This is a genomic window from Wujia sp., assembly GCF_056872695.1.
In genome coordinates this window covers 96,573-119,403 of the sequence record NZ_DBMFCD010000005.1, presented here as the reverse complement: position 1 = coordinate 119,403, position 22,831 = coordinate 96,573, and the positions used below count along the sequence as shown (strand labels likewise).

Here is a 22,831-nt window from a genome sequence, read left to right as displayed (position 1 = left end):
GTGGATAACTGCCCTTAATTAATAAAAAGCAAAGGAAGGAAATTTTAAGATGGCAAACATTGATTTAACTAAGTATGGAATTACCGGAACAACAGAAATCGTTCACAATCCTTCATATGAAGTTTTGTTTGAGGAAGAGACAAAGGCTTCAAACGAGGGTTATGAGGTTGGACAGAACACAGAATTAGATACAGTTAACGTTATGACAGGTGTATTTACAGGACGTTCTCCTAAAGATAAGTACATTGTTATGGATGAGAATTCTAAGGACACAGTATGGTGGACAACAGACGCATACAAGAACGACAACCATCCAATGTCAGAAGAGACATGGGCAGTTGTTAAGGATCTTGCTAAGAAGGAGCTTTGCAACAAGAAGCTTTATGTTGTAGATGCATTCTGTGGTGCAAACAAGGATACACGTATGGCAGTTCGTTTCATCGTTGAGGTTGCTTGGCAGGCTCACTTTGTAACAAATATGTTCATCAAGCCTTCCGAGGAAGAGCTTAAGGATTTCGAGCCGGATTTCGTTGTTTACAACGCATCTAAGGCTAAGGTTGAGAACTATGCAGAGCTTGGTCTTAACTCTGAGACATGTGTAGCATTCAACATCACATCTAAGGAGCAGGTTATCATCAATACATGGTACGGCGGAGAGATGAAGAAGGGTATGTTCTCTATGATGAACTACTACCTCCCACTTAAGGGTATTGCTTCTATGCACTGTTCTGCTAACTGTGATATGGAAGGTAAGCACACAGCTGTATTCTTCGGTCTTTCAGGTACAGGTAAGACAACACTTTCTACAGATCCTAAGAGACTTCTGATCGGTGATGATGAGCACGGTTGGGATGACAACGGTGTCTTCAACTTCGAGGGTGGATGTTATGCAAAGGTTATCGGACTTGACAAGGAGTCTGAGCCAGATATCTACAACGCAATCAGACGTGACGCTCTTCTTGAGAACGTGACAGTTGATGCAGCAGGTAAGATTGATTTCGATGATAAGAGTGTAACAGAGAATACGCGTGTATCTTATCCAATTGATCATATTGAGAAGATTGCATCTAAGGTAAATGGCGTTTCCGCAGGTCCTGCTGCAGAGAACGTAATCTTCCTTTCCGCAGATGCATTTGGAGTACTTCCTCCAGTATCTATTCTGACACCAGAGCAGACAAAGTACTACTTCCTTTCAGGATTTACAGCAAAGCTTGCTGGTACAGAGCGTGGTATCACAGAGCCTACACCTACATTCTCAGCTTGCTTTGGACAGGCATTCCTTGAACTGCATCCTACAAAGTATGCAGAGGAGCTTGTTAAGAAGATGGAGAAGAGCGGAGCTAAGGCTTATCTCGTAAATACAGGATGGAACGGAACAGGCAAGCGTATCACAATCAAGGATACTCGTGGAATCATCGATGCAATCCTTTCCGGTGATATCAAGACAGCTCCTACAAAGAAGATCCCTATGTTCGACTTTGAGGTTCCAACAGAGCTTCCTGGTGTAGATCCAGCAATCCTTGATCCAAGAGACACATATGCTGATCCTACTGAGTGGGAGACAAAGGCTAAGGATCTTGCTGCAAGATTCGAGAAGAACTTCCAGAAGTACACAACAAACGATGCTGGTAAGGCATTGGTTGCTGCTGGTCCTAAGGCTGAGTAATTGAATCGCTTATAAATAAAGGTAACCCGCGTCGATGACGCGGGTTATTTTTTGCTATATAAAAAATTATAAATTATCTTTTACATACTGTTTGACCAGCTTCTCAATCAGATAGAACTGGGAAGGACCTGCATCAAGCAGTACCTTGTGAAATGTCTGTTCGTCGAATTTATCGCCTAATGCGGATTCAGCGTAGTCGCGAAGCTCCTGGAAAGACTGCCAGCCCATGACGTACATCTGGTAGTTGACCGGTTCGGCAATGACATAGTCCATGATACTTTCCGCACCGTCGGAATTGAAGCCGTTGTCGGAGAGGTACTTCTGTGTGGCTTCGAGATCCCAGCCTTCATAGTTGACACCGATCTCGACACGGGCGCTGACAAGCAGGTTTAATTCCGAATTAATGCGCTCGAAGTCCGCGTAGCAGTCTTCCGGATAATCTTCGTATTTGGAATAGCTCATCATCTCGACATAGGTTGCCCAGCCTTCAGTATAGCCGTTAAAGTTAAGCAAGGCACGGATTGGCTCCGGGTGTGTGTTTAAGTAGTAGGTAAACTGGTACATATGCCCTGGAATCCCTTCGTGTGCAAGGGTTGACCACAGGTTTCCGGCACCATCACTGCCCATGTTCAGGTAGATGGAGTTGTTGTCGTATGCATCAATCGGCGTGGTAACGTAAAAGGCCGGACTTACAATATCCTCCAGAGATTCATGGACATTTTCCACGGTGTAATTGACATCCGGCATGGCAGGAAATGTGTCAGCAAATGCATCCTTAAAGTAATTGATCGTCTCCAATGGATCGTTGTCATCGTACAAACCATCTCCTGAATCATTAAAGTATTGTTCATAGGCGGAATAGTTGGCTAGAGCAGCTGTCTGATATTCATACAGGACATCGCTAATTGCATTGTCGAGCCAGTCGCAGACTTCTTCTGGCGTTTTATCGGTGCCAACCTTATCCTTTAACAGATATGCATAATATTCTTTTCCGTGTTCAAAACCAGCAAGTCCCAGATCGTTTTGCCCATCATCTTTGTGTGCGTTAAAGAAGTTAATTACGTTTTTGTAGCAAGGGATAACAGAATTGATAACGGTGTCGTGATTCTGGGTAATGTAGTTCTGAATCTGTTCTTCACTCAAACCATTAACACCGTGAACCTTATCTTCAAAAGTAGCAATCAGAAGGTTTTCCTCCGGGTTCGCGATGAATTCTTCACACTGGCGGATAACTTCGCTAGCGGAATGCTCGTTCATGAAGAGTCCCTTGTCAATCTTTGCCTGCTCAAAGTCCAGATATTTTCCATAGTAATCGGACAATTGCCCAAGCAATGCCAGATAATCCTGCACGTCTCCCTCATTATAAAACTTGTACTCAGACATATTGATTGGCATGTTTGTCTGCAAACCGCTTGTATACGCAAATGGCTCATATAGATATGTGTATTCATAGGATTCCAGGTTCAGGTCCAAATAATCCTTGATGACATCATAAGTGTATTTCTGGGAACTGGTCAGCAGATCATAATCAAAGGATTGCAGTTCGGTGATTTCGTCTTCGGTTTCTTTTTTGTCGCTTGCAATGGCCTCGTCAGAAATCTCTGCGTCGCCAAAGGTTGCGGTTGGAACATCCAGATCATAGTCGGCAGGATTTGCAACGGTATAGTGAAGTGTTACAGTATCGCTTGTGACACTCTCCTTAAAGTTATCCATAAGGTAAGTGTGAAACCGTGCCTGTTCAGCTTCGGCTTCTTCACCGGTTGGATCTGGCAGGGCATAGGCACAATCCTCCAAAGTGGAAGCATCAATCGGAGATGCTTCAGGTTCAGCAGTCCCTTCGGCAATCACGTTTTCCACAGAATCTTCCAAGGATAAAGATGCCGTGTCCCAGTTACTGCTGTTGCTACCACCACATGCGGTCAGCATGACGGACATTGCACAGACAAGTGCAAAAGCCGTCGCTTTCTTGTAAAATTTTTTCCACATATAAATATAGAACCTCCATTTTAATATCTTACAGTATAGTATCTGCTTTAATTAGATAGACATACAAAATAATCATACTCGAAATAATTAAAATCTGCAATCATCCAATGCATATTTCACATAAAATGCACGGAAGTGTGTGTGTCGAACGGACAGGAAAAAACACGAGAGAAAGGATACGAAAGGAGGTTTCAGAAAAGCATATTTATGGTAAGGTAAGAACGGGAAAAAACGTTTACATATAAAGGAGAGATGGGGATTATGACAATTAAGGAAGCTGCAAAAAAACTGCATGTGGAGACACATGTGCTTCGATATTGGGAGGATGAATTAGAACTCGACATTAAGCGGAATGCGCAAGGGCATCGATATTATGAAGACCGTGATATCCGGTTGTTTGAGAGCGTGAAGGCAATGAAAGAAGAGGGACTGATGCTCAAGGATATCCGAAACGCGATCATCCGTGCAAAACGTGTGAAAGCTGGGGAAGATGTATCAGACTTGCCAGAAGAAAAAAGTAAGGAGAATGTACAGCCCGTCGAATGCACAAAAATAGCACAGGAAGAAACAGATAATGATGATAAATCGTGTAAACCAGAAGTGAACATGAAGCACACATCGTCGGTGGAGCTTCGTCCGATTCATATACGGATGGATGAGGACAAGGATTCGATGCTGGAGCGGATGCAGAAAACGGTGGGTGACGAAGATAAGGTTGTTGACTTTAAGCAGGCACAGCTTCAAAGTGTGATGAACCGGGTGATTGCGACTGCACTGCGGGAAAATAAAGATATTATCACAACGTCAATTAAAGAAGAAGTAACGGCGGATGTCATGCGGCAGTTTGATGCGGTTATGAGGGAAAAAGACGAACGGGAAGAAGCCAGATACCGGAGACTGGATACTGTGCTGCGGGAAATCCAGCAGGCAAATGCGGAGGTGGCTGCAACAAAAACAAAAAAAGGAATCTTTAAAAAACACCGGTAAGAACAAAACTTTGTGCTCAAAAACTTTCTGTGTCCGCTTGTTGCAAAAAGATGGCAATTCTTGTATAATTCTTTTTAGTTATGTGCAAATATAGCTGGGGTATGGGAAACATATCAGAAATGGACAGGAATTATGAAATTAGAGATTTTATATGAGGATGCATATCTGATCGCCTGTGTGAAACCATATGGTGTATTGTCGCAGGGAGATAAGGGTAATGATGAAGATATGATCACAAAAGTCAAACATTATCTGTATGATCAGGATACATCGGAGCAGGCGGAAGAGCCATATGTGGCAGCGATTCACCGGCTTGACCGACCCGTAGGGGGTGTGATGGTATTTGCAAAGACCCCGGATATGGCGGCGAAACTTTCGGACATGCAGCAGGATGGCGAGATTACGAAATATTATCAGGCAGTGATTACCGGCGAGCTTCCCGATTTTGAGGGTGAGATGGTGGACTATCTTCTGCGAGACGGAAAAACGAACACAACGAAGGTTGTGAAAAAAGGCGAGAAAGGTGCTAAACGCGCAGAACTTTTCTACGATGTACTCGATGTCATGGATACCGATGATGGAACCTTAAGTTATGTGCTGATCGAGCTTGGAACAGGCAGACATCATCAGATTCGAGTACAGTTTGCAAGCCGGGGTTGTGGCATCTGGGGTGATACGAAATATAACCCGAAATTTGCAAAGACAAAACGCAAGTATAAGCAGATCGGATTGTTCTCCTCACGGATGGAATTTACGCACCCGATTACCGGAGAGGAGATCGTGATCAAGAAAGAGCCGGAGGGCGAAGCCTTCGAGGTGCTTGATCTGGATGAATTTGAATAATATAGAGATATGAGATAGAAAGGAAAAGAGAAATGGCAAAGGACAAGAAATTAGTAGAGCATATTACAGCAATGGATGAGGATTTTGCGCAGTGGTATACGGACGTTGTCCGTAAGGCAGAGCTGTGTGATTACACAAGCGTAAAGGGTTGTATGGTTTTCAAACCGGCAGGCTATGCCATTTGGGAGTTGATTCAGAAGAATCTTGATGAGAGATTCAAAGCAACTGGTGTAGAGAATGTATACCTTCCGATGTTTATTCCGGAGAGCCTATTGGAGAAGGAAAAGGATCATGTTGAGGGATTCGCACCGGAGGTCGCATGGGTAACACATGGTGGATTGAATGAATTGCAGGAACGCTTGTGTGTCAGACCGACATCTGAGACATTGTTCTGTGATTTCTATTCCAAGGAAATCGAGAGTTATCGTGATCTTCCGAAGGTATATAACCAGTGGTGTTCCGTTGTCCGTTGGGAGAAAGAGACAAGACCGTTCCTTCGTTCCAGAGAGTTCCTGTGGCAGGAAGGCCATACGGCACACGCGACAGCTGAGGAAGCAGAGGCAAGAACGATCCAGATGCTGAATGTCTATGCGGACTTCTGTGAGGAGGTGCTTGCAATTCCGGTTATCAAGGGACGTAAGACAGACAAAGAGAAATTCGCAGGTGCTGAGGCAACTTATACAATCGAATCGCTGATGCACGATGGTAAGGCGTTGCAGTCCGGGACGAGCCACAATTTCGGGGATGGATTTGCAAGAGCATTTGGTGTTCAATATACAGATAAAGACAATAAACTGCAGTATGTACATCAGACATCCTGGGGTATGACAACAAGAATGATCGGTGCTATCATTATGGTACATGGTGATGACAGCGGACTGGTGCTTCCTCCGAAGGTAGCTCCGACACAGATCATGATTGTTCCGATTATGCAGAAGAAAGAGGGCGTGCTGGAGAAGGCAGAAGAACTTCGTGGTGTGCTTGCTTCAAACTTCCGTGTAAAGGTTGACGATTCTGACAAGAGTCCTGGATTCAAGTTTGCAGAGCAGGAAGTAAAGGGTATTCCTCTTCGTGTTGAGGTTGGACCAAAGGATATCGAGGCAGGACAGGCAGTTGTTGTCCGTCGTGATACAAGAGAGAAGACCATCGTGCCATTTGATAAGCTGACAGAGACCTGTGAGGCGCTGCTTGCACAGATGCATGACGATATGTATGCAAAGGCAAAGGCACACCGTGATGCGAATACACATGTAGCAACAAACTGGGATGAGTTCACAGATATTCTGGAGAAGAAGCAGGGATTCATCAAGGCGATGTGGTGTGGCGAGGAAGCCTGTGAGACAGCCATCAAGGATGAGACAGGAGCAACAACAAGATGTATTCCGTTTGCACAGGAGAAGCTTGGCGATGTATGTGTACATTGTGGCAAGCCTGCAAAGCATATGGTTTATTTTGGAAGGGCATACTAAAAATAGAAATCAGAACATTTACCCTGCTGGTATCAGCAGGGTAGTTGTTTATTCGGGTGAAATACATGAAAATAGAGATTCCGACAGGGGCGGCATATATTTTACGACAATTGAACAGGCATGGATACGAGGCGTATATTGTTGGTGGATGCGTGCGGGACAGTCTGCTCGGTAAGAAACCGAATGACTGGGATATTACGACTTCAGCGAAACCGGAGGAGGTCAAAGCGATTTTCCGACGCACGATCGACACAGGAATCCAGCATGGAACTGTGACGGTTTTGGTAAACCGTGAAATTCTGGATGATGGAAGCGGAGCACCTGCAAGCCATACGGATTATGCGTTTGAGGTGACGACGTATCGGGTGGATGGCGTTTATACTGATCATCGCCGGCCGGAATCCGTGTGTTTTACAGCGAGCCTGGAAGAAGATCTGAAACGCCGGGATTTTACGATCAATGCGATGGCGTACAATCCGGAGCAGGGTGTGATTGACATCTTCGGTGGACAGGACGATCTGAAGGAGGGAATCATCCGCTGTGTGGGTGAGGCGTCAGAACGGTTTGACGAGGATGCACTTCGTATTCTGCGGGCGGTTCGGTTTGCTGCGCAGCTTGATTTTGCAATCGAGGAAGCAACGCGTACAGCCATGCGGGAACAGGCAAAGTATCTGAGGGATATTAGTGCAGAACGGATTTGTACGGAGCTTACAAAGATGCTTGTGTCGAGACATCCGGAACGGCTGGAGGAGGCATATGAGCTGGGATTGACCGAAGTATTTCTGCCAGAGTTCGACCGGATGATGCAGACGCTGCAGAACAACCCCTACCATCTGTACGATGTTGGACATCATACCCTGAAGGTCATGCAGGCGGTATCTGATACCGCGGTACTTCGCTATGCGGCGTTGTTACATGATGTCGGAAAACCGGAATGTAAAACGACGGACGAAGCAGGCGTCGATCATTTTTATGGACATCAGGAGATTTCGGCGAAGATGGCGCGTGCAATTCTACGTCGCTTAAAGCTGGATAACGATACAATCGATCAGGTTTGCAGACTGGTGAAAAATCATGATTACGGGCTTGCCGGGGATGGACCGGGTATGAAGAGCTTCCGTCGGTTTGTAGCACAGCTTGGAGCAGAGTATTTTGCGGATTTCCTGCAAATCCGTAAAGGAGATATGGCGGGACAGAGTGACTACCATCTGGAACAGCGCAGGCAGGTGATCGCACATATGGAGGAGATGTTTGCACAGATCATAGAAGAGAAGCAATGTCTGAAATTGTCAGATATGGCAATCAGCGGAAAAGATCTGATTACAATTGGCGTAAAACCTGGGCCGGATATGGGACATATTTTGCGAGATCTGTTCGACCGGGTTTTGGAAGAACCGGAATTAAATACAAGTGAACAATTATTGGCGATTGTAAAAGAATCGTATCTATAGATGCGGACAATCAATCGGAATGAATCCCCCTTTCCCGGCATACAATTAACAAGACTGATGTTGGGAGGGGATTTTTTGTGGCTGAAAAAATGTCGGAAGTATTCGAGATGTACGATGTGAGTTTGGATCACATAGGACGGGGACGGGGAGCTATGCTGCTGCACACGGACAAGGGGGTAAGACAGCTGCGTGCAACGACTGTGGGGGAAAAGCGCCTGCAGGCGGAGTATGAATTTAAGGAGCATATGTATCAGGCGGGTTTTTGGCATATCGATCGTCTGGTAAAAAACGTGGAAGAAGAGCTTATCACGTATGACCGTTATGGGAATCCGTTTGTGATGCGGATGTATTTTGATGGCCGTGAAATGAATGTCAACAATAAAAACGAAATTCTGCTTGCAGTTGATAATCTGGTTGCACTACACCGGGCAGGCCGGAAGGTATGGCAGGAGATTGACCGGGATATGCAGATCCGGGAACGAAATGATGTCAAGCGGCGCAACCGGGAAATGAAACGGGTACATAATTATATTGCAAGACAAAGCCCAAAACGGGAGTTTGAAGCGTTATTCATGCAGGCGTTTCCGTATTTTTATGCGCAGGGACTGCGATGTGAGCAGGCAAAGGCGGAGATAACCGAGGATACGCATATGGGATATTGTCATGGAACTTATAATCACCATAGTGTGTTAGTGTGCGGGTCTGCGGACAACCGCTATATTGCAACGATAAATTTTGAGAAATATCATATCGGAAACCAGTTACAGGATTTGTATTATTTTATCCGGAAAACGGTTGAAAAAAACGGATACACATATGCGCTTCTCACTACAATTCTGGAACAGTATCAGCTTGGAATCCCGTTACGACAGGCGGATGTAGAATACATCTGTGGCCTTTATCGGTATCCGGAAAAATTCTACAAGCTGTCCAATCAGTATATGAATGGAGCAAAAACAAGGATTTCTCCGAAAATGGTTGAAAAATTGAACCGCATTATCGAGGAGGAAGAAAAGAAACAGGCGCTGCTTGAAAAATTATCTGGCTATAATATCTCGAAAAAATGAATATATAATCTTCACATTTGCAAAATAATCTTGTATAATACAGAAGTTAAGGTGGTTTTATGAATAAGCGGATGATACAATATGGATTCGTTGTGCTGATGCTTGCATTCGTATTGACAGGCTGCGGTCAGAAGAACAATGACATCAAGGTCTATGAGAATACGGAGGAGGTTTCTGTCAGGCATGAAGAGACCTCTATGACAGCGATCATAACGAGCATGGACATGGAAAATAATCAGATGCATTTTGTATCGGTGCTGGATGGTACGGATATAACCCTGCAATATCATGGCGGTGTGCGTGTGAGTGATACGAAAGGCACGGATATCGGCATTGACAGTGTTGTCTGCGGAAATGTTGTGGATATCGTTTATTATGCAGATACGGAGAAACTGGTCAGTATAGCAAAGAATGCCAAGGTTAAGACGTATACGCAGGTCAAGAAATTTTTGTACCGGCAGGAAGAACATACGGCGTCTTGTAATGGAACCAGCTATAAGGTGTCTGATTATGCACAGGTGTTTGATGGAAATCAGGTGTTATCTCTTGTGGATGTGAACACAGAGGATGAAGTGACGTTGTCCGTGTGGAATGGAAATCTGGTATCTGTGGTCATTACGAAGGGACATGGCTATGTCCGTCTGCTGAATCAGGGAACGTATGTTGGCGGTTTTGTGGAGATTGGAAAAGATGTGATCGTACCAGTGACAACGGATATGCTGGTGGCGGTCGGAGAGGGCGATTATACACTTCGTATTAATAAGAATGGATATTTCGGAGAAAAAAGTATCCGGGTGATGAAGGACCGCGAATTGAACGTGGATATTTCAGATATTGCGATTCCGTCAGGAACGGTTACTTTTGCTGTGACGCCAGAAGATGCCGGCGAAGTGATTAAAGTTGACGGAGAGATTATTGCAAACCGAACATATACGGGGTTGTACGGTGATCATGAATTAAGCATTACAGCGGAGGGCTATGACAGCTTCCGGGGCAGCTTTAAAATAACAGATACAATGAAGAACCTGCATGTAACCCTGCAGCAGGAAACAACAGAAGAGTCAACGGAAGAAACGACCGAGGCAACAACGCAGGAAGCACAGACTACCACGTCAGGGCAGACGACCCAGACGACGGAAGCGACACAAAATCCGCAGACTACATCTGCCACGACGCAGAGTGGACAGACGACAGAGTCGGCAGAGCAGGGAAATAAGATTACGATTAAAAAACCGGAAGGTGTTGGCGTATATTTCGATGGAGATTACGTTGGAATCGCACCGGTGTCTATAAAAAAGACGGCGGGAACACATACCATTACCTTATATAAGGCCGGTTATTTGATAAAAAGTTATACTATACAAGCCGAGGATGACGGCAAAGACGATGAATATAGCTACGCGGATCTGATATCCGTGTTGGACTAAATAGTAGGAGGAACATCATGGACATGGATTACAAAAAGGTTTATGAAGAATGGCTGACAAACCCATTTTTCGATGAGGCTACAAGACAGGAATTGGCTGCAATTAAAGACGATGAAAAAGAGATCAAAGAGCGTTTTTACATGGATCTTGAGTTTGGTACAGCCGGATTGCGTGGCATCATCGGTGCCGGTACAAACCGTATGAATAATTATATTGTTGCGAAAGCAACACAGGGACTTGCGAATTATATTAAGCAACGTAAGAAGCAGGCGAAGGGTGTTGCGATTGCATACGATTCCAGACATTGTTCGCCAGAGTTTGCAGATGTAGCAGCATTGTGCCTTGCGGCAAATGGAATTAAGGCATATGTGTTTGAGTCTCTCCGTCCAACACCGGAGCTTTCGTTTGCTGTTCGTTACCTTGACTGTGTGGCAGGTATCAATGTAACAGCCAGTCATAATCCACCAGAGTATAACGGATACAAAGTATATTGGGAGGATGGCGCACAGATCACACCTCCGCACGATGCAGGAATCATGCGAGAGGTAAAGGCAATCTCTGTACAGGATGCAGTCACAATGCCGAAGCAGGAAGCCATCCATGAGGGCTTATATGAAGTAATCGGTAAGGAAATTGACGATGCATACATGGCAGAGCTCAAAAAGCTTGTTCTGCATCAGGAGTGCATCGACAAATACGGAAAAGAATTAAAGATTGTATATACACCATTACATGGTACAGGAAATATTCCGGCAAGAAGAATTCTTCGTGAGCTTGGATTTGAGAACGTATATGTGGTTCCCGAGCAGGAATTGCCGGATGGTGATTTCCCGACCGTAAGCTATCCGAACCCGGAGGCAGCAGAGGCGTTTGAGCTTGCACTTGCACTTGCAAAGCAGCATGATGCAGATCTTGTTCTCGCGACGGATCCGGATGCAGACCGTCTCGGTGTGTATGTGAAGGATAAGGAAGGTGAGTATCACTGCCTGACCGGAAATATGTCGGGAAGTCTGCTTGCGGAATATGAGCTCAGCCAGATCAAGGCGACAAGAGGTCTGCCGAAGGATGGCGCACTGATCAAGTCTATCGTTACAACAAACCTTGTAAATGAGATGGCAAAGAGCTACGGCGTGAAGCTCGTTGAGGTTCTGACAGGATTTAAGTTTATTGGTCAGAAGATGTTAGAGTTCGAGACAAAGCATACAGGCACATATCTCTTTGGATTTGAGGAAAGCTACGGATGTCTGATTGGTACACATGCCAGAGATAAGGATGCAATCGTTGCTACGATGGCACTCTGCGAGGCAGCTGCGTATTATCGTTCACAGGGCAAGACCTTATGGGATGCGATGATTGATATCTATGAGAAGTATGGTTATCATGTGGATGCAATCCATACACTTACTTTAAAGGGTATCGAAGGTCTTGAGAAGATCAAGAACATCATGGAGCAGCTGAAGTCTCATACACCAAAGGAGATCGCAGGCTTACAAGTACTCTGGGCACGTAATTATGACAACGATACAGCGACAAATATGAAGAATAAGGCGGTTATTCCGACTGGTCTTCCAAAGTCAAACGTTGTATATTACGAGCTGGAAGGTGGCGCATGGCTTTGCGTCCGTCCGTCCGGTACAGAGCCAAAGATCAAGTTCTATTATGGTGTCATCGGTAAGGATTTTGAGGATGCACAGCAGAAGTCAGAGGAATTTGGTGAAGCAGTCAATAAGATGATTGAATATATGATGTAATAAGGCGGCAGGCACCCACAGCATTATCTGTAAACAGATATACTGTGGGTATTTGTCGCTTTTATGGAAGGAAGATGACATGCTACAACTAAAGAATATCGTTAAAAACTATGGAGAGGGCGATTCGAAAGTACAGGCATTAAAGGGTGTCAGTATTAATTTTCGGGCAAATGAGTTTGTATCCATTCTTGGACATTCCGGCTGTGGAAAGACAACGCTTTTAAATATCGTTGGAGGACTTGATCAGTATACGGATGGTGATCTGATTATCAAAGGAAAATCAACGAAGAAATATAAGGATAAAGACTGGGATACCTACCGGAATCACAGTGTTGGTTTTGTATTCCAAAGCTACAATCTGATTATGCACCAGACGGTGCTGCAGAATGTGGAGCTGGCTCTGACTTTGTCGGGTGTCTCGAAGAGTGAGCGCAGACGACGGGCGAAAGAGGTATTAGAGAAGGTTGGTCTTGGCAATCAGATTCATAAGAAACCAAACCAGATGTCCGGAGGCCAGATGCAGCGTGTGGCAATCGCGCGTGCACTGATCAATGATCCGGAGATCTTGCTTGCGGATGAACCGACCGGTGCACTTGATACAGAGACAAGCGTACAGATCATGGATCTCTTAAAGGAGATTGCAAAGGATCGTCTCGTTATTATGGTCACACATAACCCGGAGCTTGCAGAACAGTACAGTACAAGAATCGTCAAGCTGTTAGATGGCGAGATCACGGATGACAGTATGCCGTATTCTGACGAGGAAGCGGGAAAGGAAACGTATGAGGAATTAAGCAGGAAGGACTTAAAGCATAAGCGGATGTCGTATTTTACGGCACTGAATCTGTCTTTTAACAATCTGCTTACGAAGAAGGGACGTACCCTGCTTACCGCATTTGCAGGTAGTATCGGCATCATCGGTATCGCTCTGATCTTATCGTTATCGGATGGTTTCCGGAATTATATCAAAAATGTGGAGGAGGATACGCTTTCCACCTACCCGCTGGAAATCACAGATGAGTCGATTGATATGTCGGCGATGATGAACCTTATGCTTGGCACTGAGATGAAGAGCGAAGAAGAACATGATATGGACAAGGTATATTCGAACAACTTTGTCGGAAATTATATGAAGAATATGCTTGGCGAGGTCAAGGTCAACGACATGGTATCCTTCAAGGATTATATCGAAGAAGGGGACGGTCAGAAGATGAAAGACTACACCAGTGATATCATGTATACGTATGGTATTACGATCAATGCCTACAAAAGTGATGTAGATAAGGAAGTCTATCAGGTAAATCCGAGTACTGTGTTTGACAGTATCGGTTTCGGTTCGATGTCAGAGATGGACAACCTTGGCATGACAGGGACACAGAGTACGACGAATGTCTGGTCCGAGATGATCAGCAATCAGGAACTGCTTGAAAACCAGTATGATGTCGTAGCCGGACGCTGGCCGGAGAATTATGATGAGGTTGTCATGGTTGTGACGAAGGATAACGAAATCAGCGATTATGAGTTGTATTCGCTTGGAATCCGGGATGTCAGCGAGATGCAGGAGATGATGCGTGCGGCATTGAAGGGTGAGACAAAGACCTATCCGAACACGTCATACACCTACGATGATCTGCTGAGCCTCACCTATAAGGTAATTCCGTCTTCGGATTTTTATGAATACGATGAAGCAGAGAAATGCTATGTCGATAAGAGCGATGATGCAGATTATCTGAAAGATAAGATCAAAAATGGGCTGGATATCAAGATCGTCGGAATTGTCCGTCCAAATGAGGATGCAACCGTACATTCAATCACAACAACAATTGGATATACTCACGCGCTTGTGGAGAAGCTGATGGAGCTGTCGAGAGACAGTGAAGCAGGCAAGGCACAGCTTGCGGATCCGGACAAGAATGTATTTACCGGCTATGAATTTGGGGCCGATCTGAATGAAGAGGCACAGAAGGAAGCCGAGCAGCAGGCGCAGGACGCGATGAGCGAGATGGGAATCGCGGATATGACAGAGGATCAACTGTATGAATATATGGCAAGCCTTCCGGCAGACCAGTTAAAACAGTTTATGCAGACGATGACGGAACAGACACAGAGTGTGTCGAACAGTATGTCACTTTCTGATCTGAAGTCGGCGGAAAGTGCGACCTATGATGACAATCTCGTCACACTTGGTATTGCCTATGAGAATGATCCGAAGGTGATCCGCATCTATCCGATTGATTTTGAGTCGAAAGAAAAGATTATCGATGTGATTGAAGAATATAACGACATGGTGAAAGCGAACGGTGAAGATGAGAAGGAAATCTCTTATACGGATATGGTAGGCACGATGATGTCCTCCATCAGTACGATTATTAATGCAATCTCGTATGTGCTGATGGCATTCGTGGCAATTTCTCTCGTGGTAAGCTCGATTATGATCGGTATTATCACGTATATTTCCGTATTGGAGCGGACGAAGGAGATTGGTGTACTGCGAAGCATTGGCGCATCAAAGAAGGATATCTCGCGTGTATTTAATGCAGAAACGATTATCATCGGATTTGTAGCAGGACTGATCGGTATTGGTGTTACGGTGATCCTGAATATTCCGATCAATGCAGTGATTCATCACCTGGCAGGACTTACCGGTGTGGCTAAACTACCAGCTGCCGGAGGTGTAATCTTAGTAGCAATCAGTGTTGTGTTGACAATGATTGGTGGACTGATTCCATCGCGTGTGGCATCGAAGAAGGATCCGGTTGAGGCTTTGCGGAGTGAGTAAGGAATAGCAGAGAACAAAGAAGCTGGAAGGATAGATGCTTGATTATGAATGAGCATTTTGGACGGGCATATGGGAGGAATGAAGTATGAGAGTATTTGAAGATTTGAAGATTGCGGTTGCAGGAACCGGTTATGTTGGGTTGTCACTTGCAACTCTGCTGTCCCAGAATCATAGGGTGACGGCAGTCGATATCGTCCCGGAGAAGGTGGAGCAGATCAACCATAAGGTCTCACCAATCCAGGATGATTATATTGAGAAATACCTGGCAGAGAAGGACTTGCATCTGACAGCAACCTTAGATGGTGAGGCAGCTTATCATGACGCAGATTTTGTCATCATTGCAGCACCGACAAACTATGACAGCCAGAAGAACTTCTTTGATACGACGGCGGTAGAAGCGGTGATTGAGCTTGTACTGAAGGTGAATCCGGAAGCGTTTATGGTGATCAAATCGACGATCCCGGTTGGTTATACCGAGTTGGTAAGAAAGAAATATCAGACAAGCCGGATTCTGTTTAGTCCGGAGTTCCTGCGGGAATCCAAGGCACTGTATGACAACCTATATCCAAGCCGTATCATTATCGGTACGGATAAGGGCGATGCAGAGGTGGACGCTGCGGCGCATACATTTGCGCGGTTGTTGCAGGAGGGCGCGGAAAAGGAAGATATCGACACGCTGTTCATGGGATTTACCGAGGCAGAGGCAGTCAAACTGTTTGCAAACACGTATCTCGCGTTAAGAGTGTCGTATTTTAACGAACTGGATACATATGCAGAGATGAAGGGGCTTGACACGCAGGCGATTATTGATGGCGTGTGCTTAGATCCGAGAATCGGGACGCAGTACAACAATCCGAGCTTCGGTTATGGCGGTTACTGTCTTCCGAAGGATACGAAACAGCTGCTTGCCAATTATGACAGTGTACCGCAGAATATGATGACGGCAATCGTGGAAAGCAACCGCACGCGGAAGGATTTTATTGCGAGCCGGGTGCTTGAGAAGGCAGGCTATTACAGTTATGGTGCGAATAACGAGTGGAATGCTGCAAGTGAGAAGGATGTGACGATTGGTGTCTACCGCCTGACGATGAAGTCGAATTCGGACAACTTTCGGCAAAGCTCCATTCAGGGAGTTATGAAACGTGTCAAAGCAAAGGGAGCAAAGGTGATCATTTATGAGCCGACGCTGCCGGAGGGAACAACATTTTTTGGATCTAAGGTAGTGAATGATCTGGAACCGTTTAAGCAACAGAGCGATGCAATTCTTGCAAACCGTTACAATGCGGAACTGGACGATGTGCAGGATAAGGTATATACAAGAGACATATTTCGGAGAGATTAAGGAGACAAGGTATGAAACAGTATGATTATTTAGTGGTTGGAGCAGGTTTGTATGGAGCTGTATTTGCACAGCAGGCAAAGGAAAAAGGAAAGAAAGTGCTCGTGATCGACAAACGCCCGCAGATTGCCGGCAATGTGTATACGGAGGACGTGGAGGGCATCCATGTACATAAATACGGTGCGCATATTTTCCATACGAACAACAAACAGGTATGGGAGTATATTACAAAATTTGCGGAGTTTAACCGGTTTACAAATTCGCCGGTAGCAAATTACAAGGGCGAGTTGTACAGCCTGCCATTTAACATGTATACATTCAATAAGATGTGGGGCGTGGTGACACCGGACGAAGCGACAGCGAAGATTGAGGAACAGAAGCAGGCAGCAGGTATCACGGAGCCTAAGAATCTGGAGGAACAGGCAATCAGCCTGGTTGGAACAGATATTTATGAGAAGCTGGTCAAGGGATATACAGAGAAGCAGTGGGGACGCCCATGTACAGAGCTTCCGGCATTTATCATCAAACGTCTGCCGGTGCGCCTGACATTTGATAACAATTATTTCAATGCGTTGTATCAGGGAATTCCGATGGGAGGTTACACGAAGATGGTTGCGAACCTTCTTGACGGAATCGAAGTGAAGCTTGGAACGGATTATTTGGCACATAAGCCAGAGTATGATGCAATGGCAGAGAAAGTTGTCTACACAGGTGCGATTGATGCTTATTTTGATTATAAGCTTGGTGCGCTCGAATATCGTTCTGTCCGGTTTGAGACAGAACTGCTGGATAAGTCAAACTTCCAGGGGAATGCAGCCGTGAACTATACTGATGCAGATACACCTTGGACGCGTATCATTGAACACAAATGGTTTGAGTTTGGCAAGGATGATGCGGGCAATGATCTGCCGAAGACGGTTATCTCTCGTGAATACTCTTCTGAGTGGAAGGTGGGAGATGAGCCGTATTATCCGGTAAATGATGAGAAGAATAGTGCATTATATCAGCAGTACAAGAACCTTGGTGAGAAGGAGTCACACGTGATCTTTGGTGGACGCCTTGGTGAGTACAAGTATTATGATATGGATGCCGTAATTGCATCCGCACTTGCAATGAGTGAGAAAGAACTCGCATAAATACATAGAGATTGCGATGATAAAAGGCGGTTGGAAACAGATAAGCTGTTCCAACCGCTTTTTCTGCATATAGATCTCTGCTTTGAACAGTTTCTAGGCTTTTTCATATATAGTTATCGAAGCAATTCCAGAATTGTATTTACCATAAGGTCGTTTTGCATCGGGTTCATGATGGAAAACCGCACGAAATGAGAATCTAATCCGTGGAAATCTTCACAGTTTCGAAGTACAATGCCCTTCAGATTACAATGTGCCAGTAGGGATTTTGCGGTTATATCCTCTTTTAGAATCTGCATTAACACAAAATTTGCGCTTGGTTTAAACAACCGTAGATTTTTGTTTGTGCTCATTGCCGAGTAGATCAGATTGCGCTCGGTAAAGATGCGGGAATGCGATTCGCGTATGTAGGATTTATCTTCCAGCATCGCCGTACATGCAGCGGCAGTCAGACAGGAAATGCTGTTTGGTGTTGCGGTCATATTGATGATGGTCATGTTCATCTCGTTATTCATGATCGCATAAGCAAGCCGGAGTCCCGGAACAGAGAAGAATTTTGACACGCTGCGGAGAATAATCAGATTCTCATAGGTGTTTACAAGGGAAATCGCTGTCCGGCTCTGGTAGTTTTCTGTAAATTCGATATACATTTCATCTACCAGAAGGGAAATCCCAAACTTACTGCAAGTGGCTGCAAGTTTTTCGATATCCTCTTTGGAGATGGCCTGTGAAGTTGGGTTGTTTGGATTGCCGAGAATTACCATGTCGTATGCATCGGACAACTGGGCAATAAAATCATCCATATCCAGCCTGTAGTCCTGATTGATATCCAGTTCATAAAAGTCGGTTTCACAGCCATATACGGATAATACATGCTCATAATCCGTTGCAGACGGGATCAGGAGCAGGGCTTTCTTTGGCGCGAGCAATGCGACAAACAGCCGCAGCAGATCAGAACTGCCGCTGCCAAGCACCAGATGTTCCGGGGAACAGCCGGCATAAGAAGCGATAGAATTTTTTAACGGTTCATAATATGAATCCGGATAGCAGCCAACGGATTCGATGTTTTCTATGATTGCACGTGTAACGCTTTCCGGGACACCAAGCGGATTACAATTTATGTCATATCGGACAGTCTCATACTGCTCGATGCGAAGTGGACCATTATTCATATTTTCCTCCTATACAATTGAAACAAAACCATTTATAACCCTGTCTTGAAAAAAGAAAGGGGGTTTGTTATAATGTGATATGTGTTAAAAGGGGATAGTGGGTGAACTATACCCTCATAACACTAATTATACCTATTAAACAGACGAAAGACAAGTAGGATTTCAGCTCAAAGCCGAGAAATAAAGGAGATACCATGAAGGCGATAGTAGAACATTACGCAAAAGGCGAATTTCAGGTAGACAGACCTGAGGTGGCTATATCGGAGAAGTTTTTAAAACTGAATATTGAATCGGGAACTTTGTACGAAGGCGTCTTCACGGTAAACAGTACGAATGATCATGTAATCAAGGCGATGGTGTATGACAGCCGTTATATGCTTCGCTTTAATCAGCACACATTTATTGCGAAGAATTTTGATGTAGGATTTACGTTTGATGCAACCTGTCTGGAGGCAGGAAAAAATTACAAGGGACATATCAGTGTCATTACCGATGGCGGTGAATTTAAGATTCTATATGACATTGATATCACGACACCATATGTAAAATATGGAGATCAGAAAATCGATGATCTCTTTAAATTTGCAACACTTGCTGAGAGCAATTGGGCAGAGGCGGCGCGTGTGTTTGTGCGCGATGATTTTAAGCGTACGTTTATTAATCGGGATCCGGTAATCAAGCAGATTTATAACAGTCTGATGGAAAGCCAGTCGGTAAATCAGGCGCTGGAGGAGTTCCTTGTCTATGTACACAAGAAACGTGCGCTGACATTGTCCGTATCAAAGGCAAAGGTAAATCTGGAATTTCCGGAGGAGCTGTCCAAGATATCAATCAATATCAGTAAAAATACATGGGGATATAGCAGTTCGACTGTGCGTTCCACGGAAGACTTCATTATCCCTGCGAGAAAAGTGATAACCAGTGCAGATTTTTATGGCAATCTGTTTTCACTCGACGTACTGATTTCACCGGAGAATATTCCGGATGGTGTAACATCGGGTAAAATTATAATCGAGAATGTATATCAGACGATTGAGATTGAGATTAATCTTTCCAAACCTGCAGAGAAGGAGATTAAGGTCGCAAAACCGGGAAGCAAGACACATCTGATCAAAAGTAATCAGGTCCGGCTGATCAGTACCTACATGGATTACCGGATGGGAAGAATCCAGCTTCGGGAGTATATCAGTACGACGCTGTTTGCGTTTAACAACCTGGCGCGGTATGTACCGGAGGAGGATCTGTATCGACTGGGAACCATGCATATGAACATCATGCAGGGTGAGACCGAGAAGGTCGAGCAGGAGTTCCTGCGAATCGAGGCGGATGTAGATAATTCCGGAATGAATAACAAGCAGAGCTGCTATTATGCTTATCTGAAAGCGATGGTAAGTAAGGACGGACGTGCGACAGAACAGGCGAAAGAACTGATTCGCAGAAATTACCGCACAGAGGATGATAAGATTTTTTATTTTTGGTTGCTGCTGTTCGTTGATGAAACATATAACAATGACCAGACTGCCTTATATCGTGAGATCAGAAACCTGTATGAACATGGATATAACAGCCCGCTTATGTATATGGAGCTATGCGAGGTCCTGAACAATAACCCGCTGCTGCTCAAGCACATTACGGATTTGGAAGTCACAACGATCCGATGGGGGCTGCGTCATAAGTATTTGTCGGATGAAGTCATTGAGGCATTTATCCAGCTTGCAGCATCGTTCCGGCAGTTTGACGCGAAGATCTTTGAGATCATGGATAGTATTTACTCGAAAAAAAAGAGTGATGAAGTGCTGTCAAGTATCTGTTCAATGCTGATCAGTGCAGGAAAACTGGACAATAAGTACCATCGGTTCTATCGGGATGCAGTCGATCGTAACCTGAAATTTATCGGACTGAATGAGTGCTTTGTCAAGAGTATGAATTTCTCCAGATACGATTTGATTCCACAGTCAGTTTTAATGTATCTGAATTATAAAAATACACTTTCGGAAAAGGAACTGGCGTATCTGTATGCAAATGTAATTTACAACAAGTCCCAGCATATGAAAGTGTACCATGAATATGCGACAACGATGCAGGATTTCATGGAGAATATGATTATCAGTGGCAAGGTCAGTGATGATCTGACGGTTCTGTATGACGAGTTTCTGGAGCCGGAGACAGTCAGTCCGCTCTATGCGAGCAAGCTGATCAATATCATTTTCCGCAGAAAACTTGTCTGCTTCAATAAGGGCGTGCGTGCCGTGATTGTCACACATCAGGAGCTGGAGGAAGTGCAGCGTGTGCCAATCATAAACGGTGAGGCGTATGTGGAGATTCTGTCGAATACGGCATCTATCATCTTCGAGGATAGTGCGGGAAACCGGTATGCGGGATCTATTCCGTATCGTCTGGAGCGTATTGTAGATGAGAATGCATATATGGATATCTGCTGCAAGTACAGCCCACGGGATTATCGGGTGCTGCTGCACAATTATGAGCAGCTCGGTGATTTTACATTCAAGAAGGCAATTGAGGTCAATGCTGCGCGAGATATCGTAAACTGTGATGAGATCTCCTATGATTATAAGCAGCAGGCATACCTGAATATAATTGAGTACTACCATGAGAATCTGGATAACGAGGTTCTTTCAAAATATCTGGAAAAACTTGATATTGAGTATCTGAATCATGCGAATGCACGCGTGATGATTGCCTACATGGTTGATATGAACATGTTTGACAAGGCGTTTCAGGCAGTGAAGCTGTATGGATTTGATGAGATCGATAGTGAGGAACTGTATCGGCTGGCGGATTATGGAGTGGAGGACAGTAACGGATTTTTGAATGAGGATCTGCTTTCCATTTGTATCCACTTATACAAATCCGGAAAGGTCAATGAACGGATTCTGATATATATTATCAATCATTATAAGGGGGATCTCGAAGAACTGGCAGGTATTTTCAAGACGGTACGCAACCGTGTCAGAGATATTTCGCTGCTGGCAGAAAATACATTGGCCCAGATGATGTTTGCAATGGGAAATGTAGAATATATCTATGATATATTTACGGCATATTATGCAGGCAGAAACCGTGGACTGGTTGTAAAGGCGTTCCTGCGGTTTGCGTGCTATAATTATCTGATCAAGGATGCACAGATTCCGAGTGGTGTTTTTGACTGTCTGTATCAGGAGATTCAGAAGGGGAATATCGAGGATGAGATTTCCCGTATGTCCATGCTGCATCATTTTTCAAAGCTGGATCGTTACACGGCAGAACAGAAGACGTGGATCAAGGATGCAGTTGGTAAGTTCATGGATGCAGGCAAGCTGCTTCCGTTCTATAAGAGCTTCCGGTCCTTTATCAAGCTGCCACAGGACGTCATGCTCAAGACTTATCTGATCTACAAGAGCGAGCCGGGAAAGCAGATAACTGTAAAATATGCATTTGATACCGGATCCAGACAGAATCTGATTTATAAGACAGAGCTTCTGGATGAGATGATTCCGGGCATGTATGTGAAAGAATACGTTGTATTCCATGGCGAGCGTCTCGTCTACGAGATTTCAGATGATACACAGGGTAATTCTTATGTGGTAGAAAGTGAGTCCTTGAAGTCCAAAGCATTTAACCGCAAAGACCGGAATCGTTTTGAAATCATCAACAGTATGCTTGTCAATCAGGAAATGCGTGAGGATAATGAACTGCTGGAGACGTTAGATGTGTATCTGAATACGGTACATCTGTTTGAGGAGAATTTAAGTATCCTGTAA

General features: G+C 44.7%; 14 protein-coding genes. 12 read left to right on the top strand and 2 right to left on the bottom strand.

Annotated elements, in window-relative coordinates; all coding sequences use genetic code 11:
* Positions 1-49: 49 nt before the first annotated feature.
* On the top strand, positions 50-1,666 hold the full coding sequence (pckA, locus tag ACZQK9_RS06630) for a phosphoenolpyruvate carboxykinase (ATP) (protein ID WP_178017816.1): 1,617 nt from the start codon (positions 50-52) through the stop codon (positions 1,664-1,666).
* Positions 1,667-1,732: 66 nt separating this feature from the next.
* Here pckA and ACZQK9_RS06625 read toward each other — a convergent pair whose 3' ends face one another.
* Positions 1,733-3,652: a DUF885 domain-containing protein gene (locus ACZQK9_RS06625; protein ID WP_483270055.1), complete on the bottom strand. Its 1,920-nt coding sequence runs from the start codon at positions 3,650-3,652 to the stop codon at positions 1,733-1,735.
* Positions 3,653-3,913: 261 nt separating this feature from the next.
* Between ACZQK9_RS06625 and ACZQK9_RS06620 the strand changes: the two genes are divergently transcribed.
* From ACZQK9_RS06620 to glf, 10 genes are all read left to right on the top strand, one after another.
* Positions 3,914-4,639: a helix-turn-helix domain-containing protein gene (locus tag ACZQK9_RS06620; protein ID WP_483270054.1), complete on the top strand. Its 726-nt coding sequence runs from the start codon at positions 3,914-3,916 to the stop codon at positions 4,637-4,639.
* 132 nt (positions 4,640-4,771) lie between these two features.
* Positions 4,772-5,482, top strand: coding sequence for an RluA family pseudouridine synthase (locus ACZQK9_RS06615; RefSeq protein ID WP_178018268.1), 711 nt, complete (start codon positions 4,772-4,774; stop codon positions 5,480-5,482).
* A gap of 32 nt (positions 5,483-5,514) precedes the next feature.
* Positions 5,515-6,951: a proline--tRNA ligase gene (gene proS / locus ACZQK9_RS06610; protein WP_178018267.1), complete on the top strand. Its 1,437-nt coding sequence runs from the start codon at positions 5,515-5,517 to the stop codon at positions 6,949-6,951.
* Between the two features lie 65 nt (positions 6,952-7,016).
* Positions 7,017-8,402, top strand: coding sequence for a CCA tRNA nucleotidyltransferase (locus ACZQK9_RS06605; RefSeq protein ID WP_216507621.1), 1,386 nt, complete (start codon positions 7,017-7,019; stop codon positions 8,400-8,402).
* A 77-nt stretch (positions 8,403-8,479) separates the two neighbouring features.
* The gene (locus ACZQK9_RS06600) at positions 8,480-9,469 is read left to right on the top strand and encodes a protein kinase family protein (protein WP_178018265.1); all 990 of its coding nucleotides are present in this window, start codon (positions 8,480-8,482) and stop codon (positions 9,467-9,469) included.
* A gap of 59 nt (positions 9,470-9,528) precedes the next feature.
* Entirely contained in the window at positions 9,529-10,896 is a 1,368-nt protein-coding gene (locus ACZQK9_RS06595) for a PEGA domain-containing protein (RefSeq protein ID WP_483270053.1), read from the top strand.
* 23 nt (positions 10,897-10,919) lie between these two features.
* Complete coding sequence (locus tag ACZQK9_RS06590; protein WP_483270052.1) at positions 10,920-12,647, top strand: phospho-sugar mutase; 1,728 nt, start codon at positions 10,920-10,922, stop codon at positions 12,645-12,647.
* 79 nt (positions 12,648-12,726) lie between these two features.
* Positions 12,727-15,426 carry an ABC transporter ATP-binding protein/permease gene (locus ACZQK9_RS06585; RefSeq protein WP_483270051.1) on the top strand — a complete coding sequence of 900 codons (2,700 nt, stop codon included), beginning with the start codon at positions 12,727-12,729 and terminating at the stop codon, positions 15,424-15,426.
* A gap of 85 nt (positions 15,427-15,511) precedes the next feature.
* Entirely contained in the window at positions 15,512-16,768 is a 1,257-nt protein-coding gene (locus ACZQK9_RS06580; RefSeq protein ID WP_483270050.1) for a nucleotide sugar dehydrogenase, read from the top strand.
* Positions 16,769-16,779: 11 nt separating this feature from the next.
* Positions 16,780-17,901, top strand: coding sequence for a UDP-galactopyranose mutase (gene glf / locus ACZQK9_RS06575; RefSeq protein ID WP_483270049.1), 1,122 nt, complete (start codon positions 16,780-16,782; stop codon positions 17,899-17,901).
* Positions 17,902-18,014: 113 nt separating this feature from the next.
* On the opposite strand, the gene ACZQK9_RS06570 is transcribed toward glf, so the two are convergent.
* Entirely contained in the window at positions 18,015-19,070 is a 1,056-nt protein-coding gene (locus tag ACZQK9_RS06570) for a pyridoxal phosphate-dependent aminotransferase (RefSeq protein WP_178018260.1), read from the bottom strand.
* A 194-nt stretch (positions 19,071-19,264) separates the two neighbouring features.
* Here ACZQK9_RS06570 and ACZQK9_RS06565 point away from each other — a divergent pair, with 194 nt between their 5' ends.
* Positions 19,265-22,831, top strand: coding sequence for a DUF5717 family protein (locus tag ACZQK9_RS06565; protein WP_216507617.1), 3,567 nt, complete (start codon positions 19,265-19,267; stop codon positions 22,829-22,831).

Bases quoted from the DNA above. Each gene is read 5' to 3' on its own strand.
- pckA (WP_178017816.1), top strand. From the start codon at position 50: ATGGCAAACATTGATTTAACTAAGTATGGAATTACCGGAACAACAGAA.
- ACZQK9_RS06625 (WP_483270055.1), bottom strand. From the start codon at position 3,652: ATGTGGAAAAAATTTTACAAGAAAGCGACGGCTTTTGCACTTGTCTGT.
- ACZQK9_RS06620 (WP_483270054.1), top strand. From the start codon at position 3,914: ATGACAATTAAGGAAGCTGCAAAAAAACTGCATGTGGAGACACATGTG.
- ACZQK9_RS06615 (WP_178018268.1), top strand. From the start codon at position 4,772: ATGAAATTAGAGATTTTATATGAGGATGCATATCTGATCGCCTGTGTG.
- proS (WP_178018267.1), top strand. From the start codon at position 5,515: ATGGCAAAGGACAAGAAATTAGTAGAGCATATTACAGCAATGGATGAG.
- ACZQK9_RS06605 (WP_216507621.1), top strand. From the start codon at position 7,017: ATGAAAATAGAGATTCCGACAGGGGCGGCATATATTTTACGACAATTG.
- ACZQK9_RS06595 (WP_483270053.1), top strand. From the start codon at position 9,529: ATGAATAAGCGGATGATACAATATGGATTCGTTGTGCTGATGCTTGCA.
- ACZQK9_RS06590 (WP_483270052.1), top strand. From the start codon at position 10,920: ATGGATTACAAAAAGGTTTATGAAGAATGGCTGACAAACCCATTTTTC.
- ACZQK9_RS06585 (WP_483270051.1), top strand. From the start codon at position 12,727: ATGCTACAACTAAAGAATATCGTTAAAAACTATGGAGAGGGCGATTCG.
- ACZQK9_RS06580 (WP_483270050.1), top strand. From the start codon at position 15,512: ATGAGAGTATTTGAAGATTTGAAGATTGCGGTTGCAGGAACCGGTTAT.
- glf (WP_483270049.1), top strand. From the start codon at position 16,780: ATGAAACAGTATGATTATTTAGTGGTTGGAGCAGGTTTGTATGGAGCT.
- ACZQK9_RS06570 (WP_178018260.1), bottom strand. From the start codon at position 19,070: ATGAATAATGGTCCACTTCGCATCGAGCAGTATGAGACTGTCCGATAT.
- ACZQK9_RS06565 (WP_216507617.1), top strand. From the start codon at position 19,265: ATGAAGGCGATAGTAGAACATTACGCAAAAGGCGAATTTCAGGTAGAC.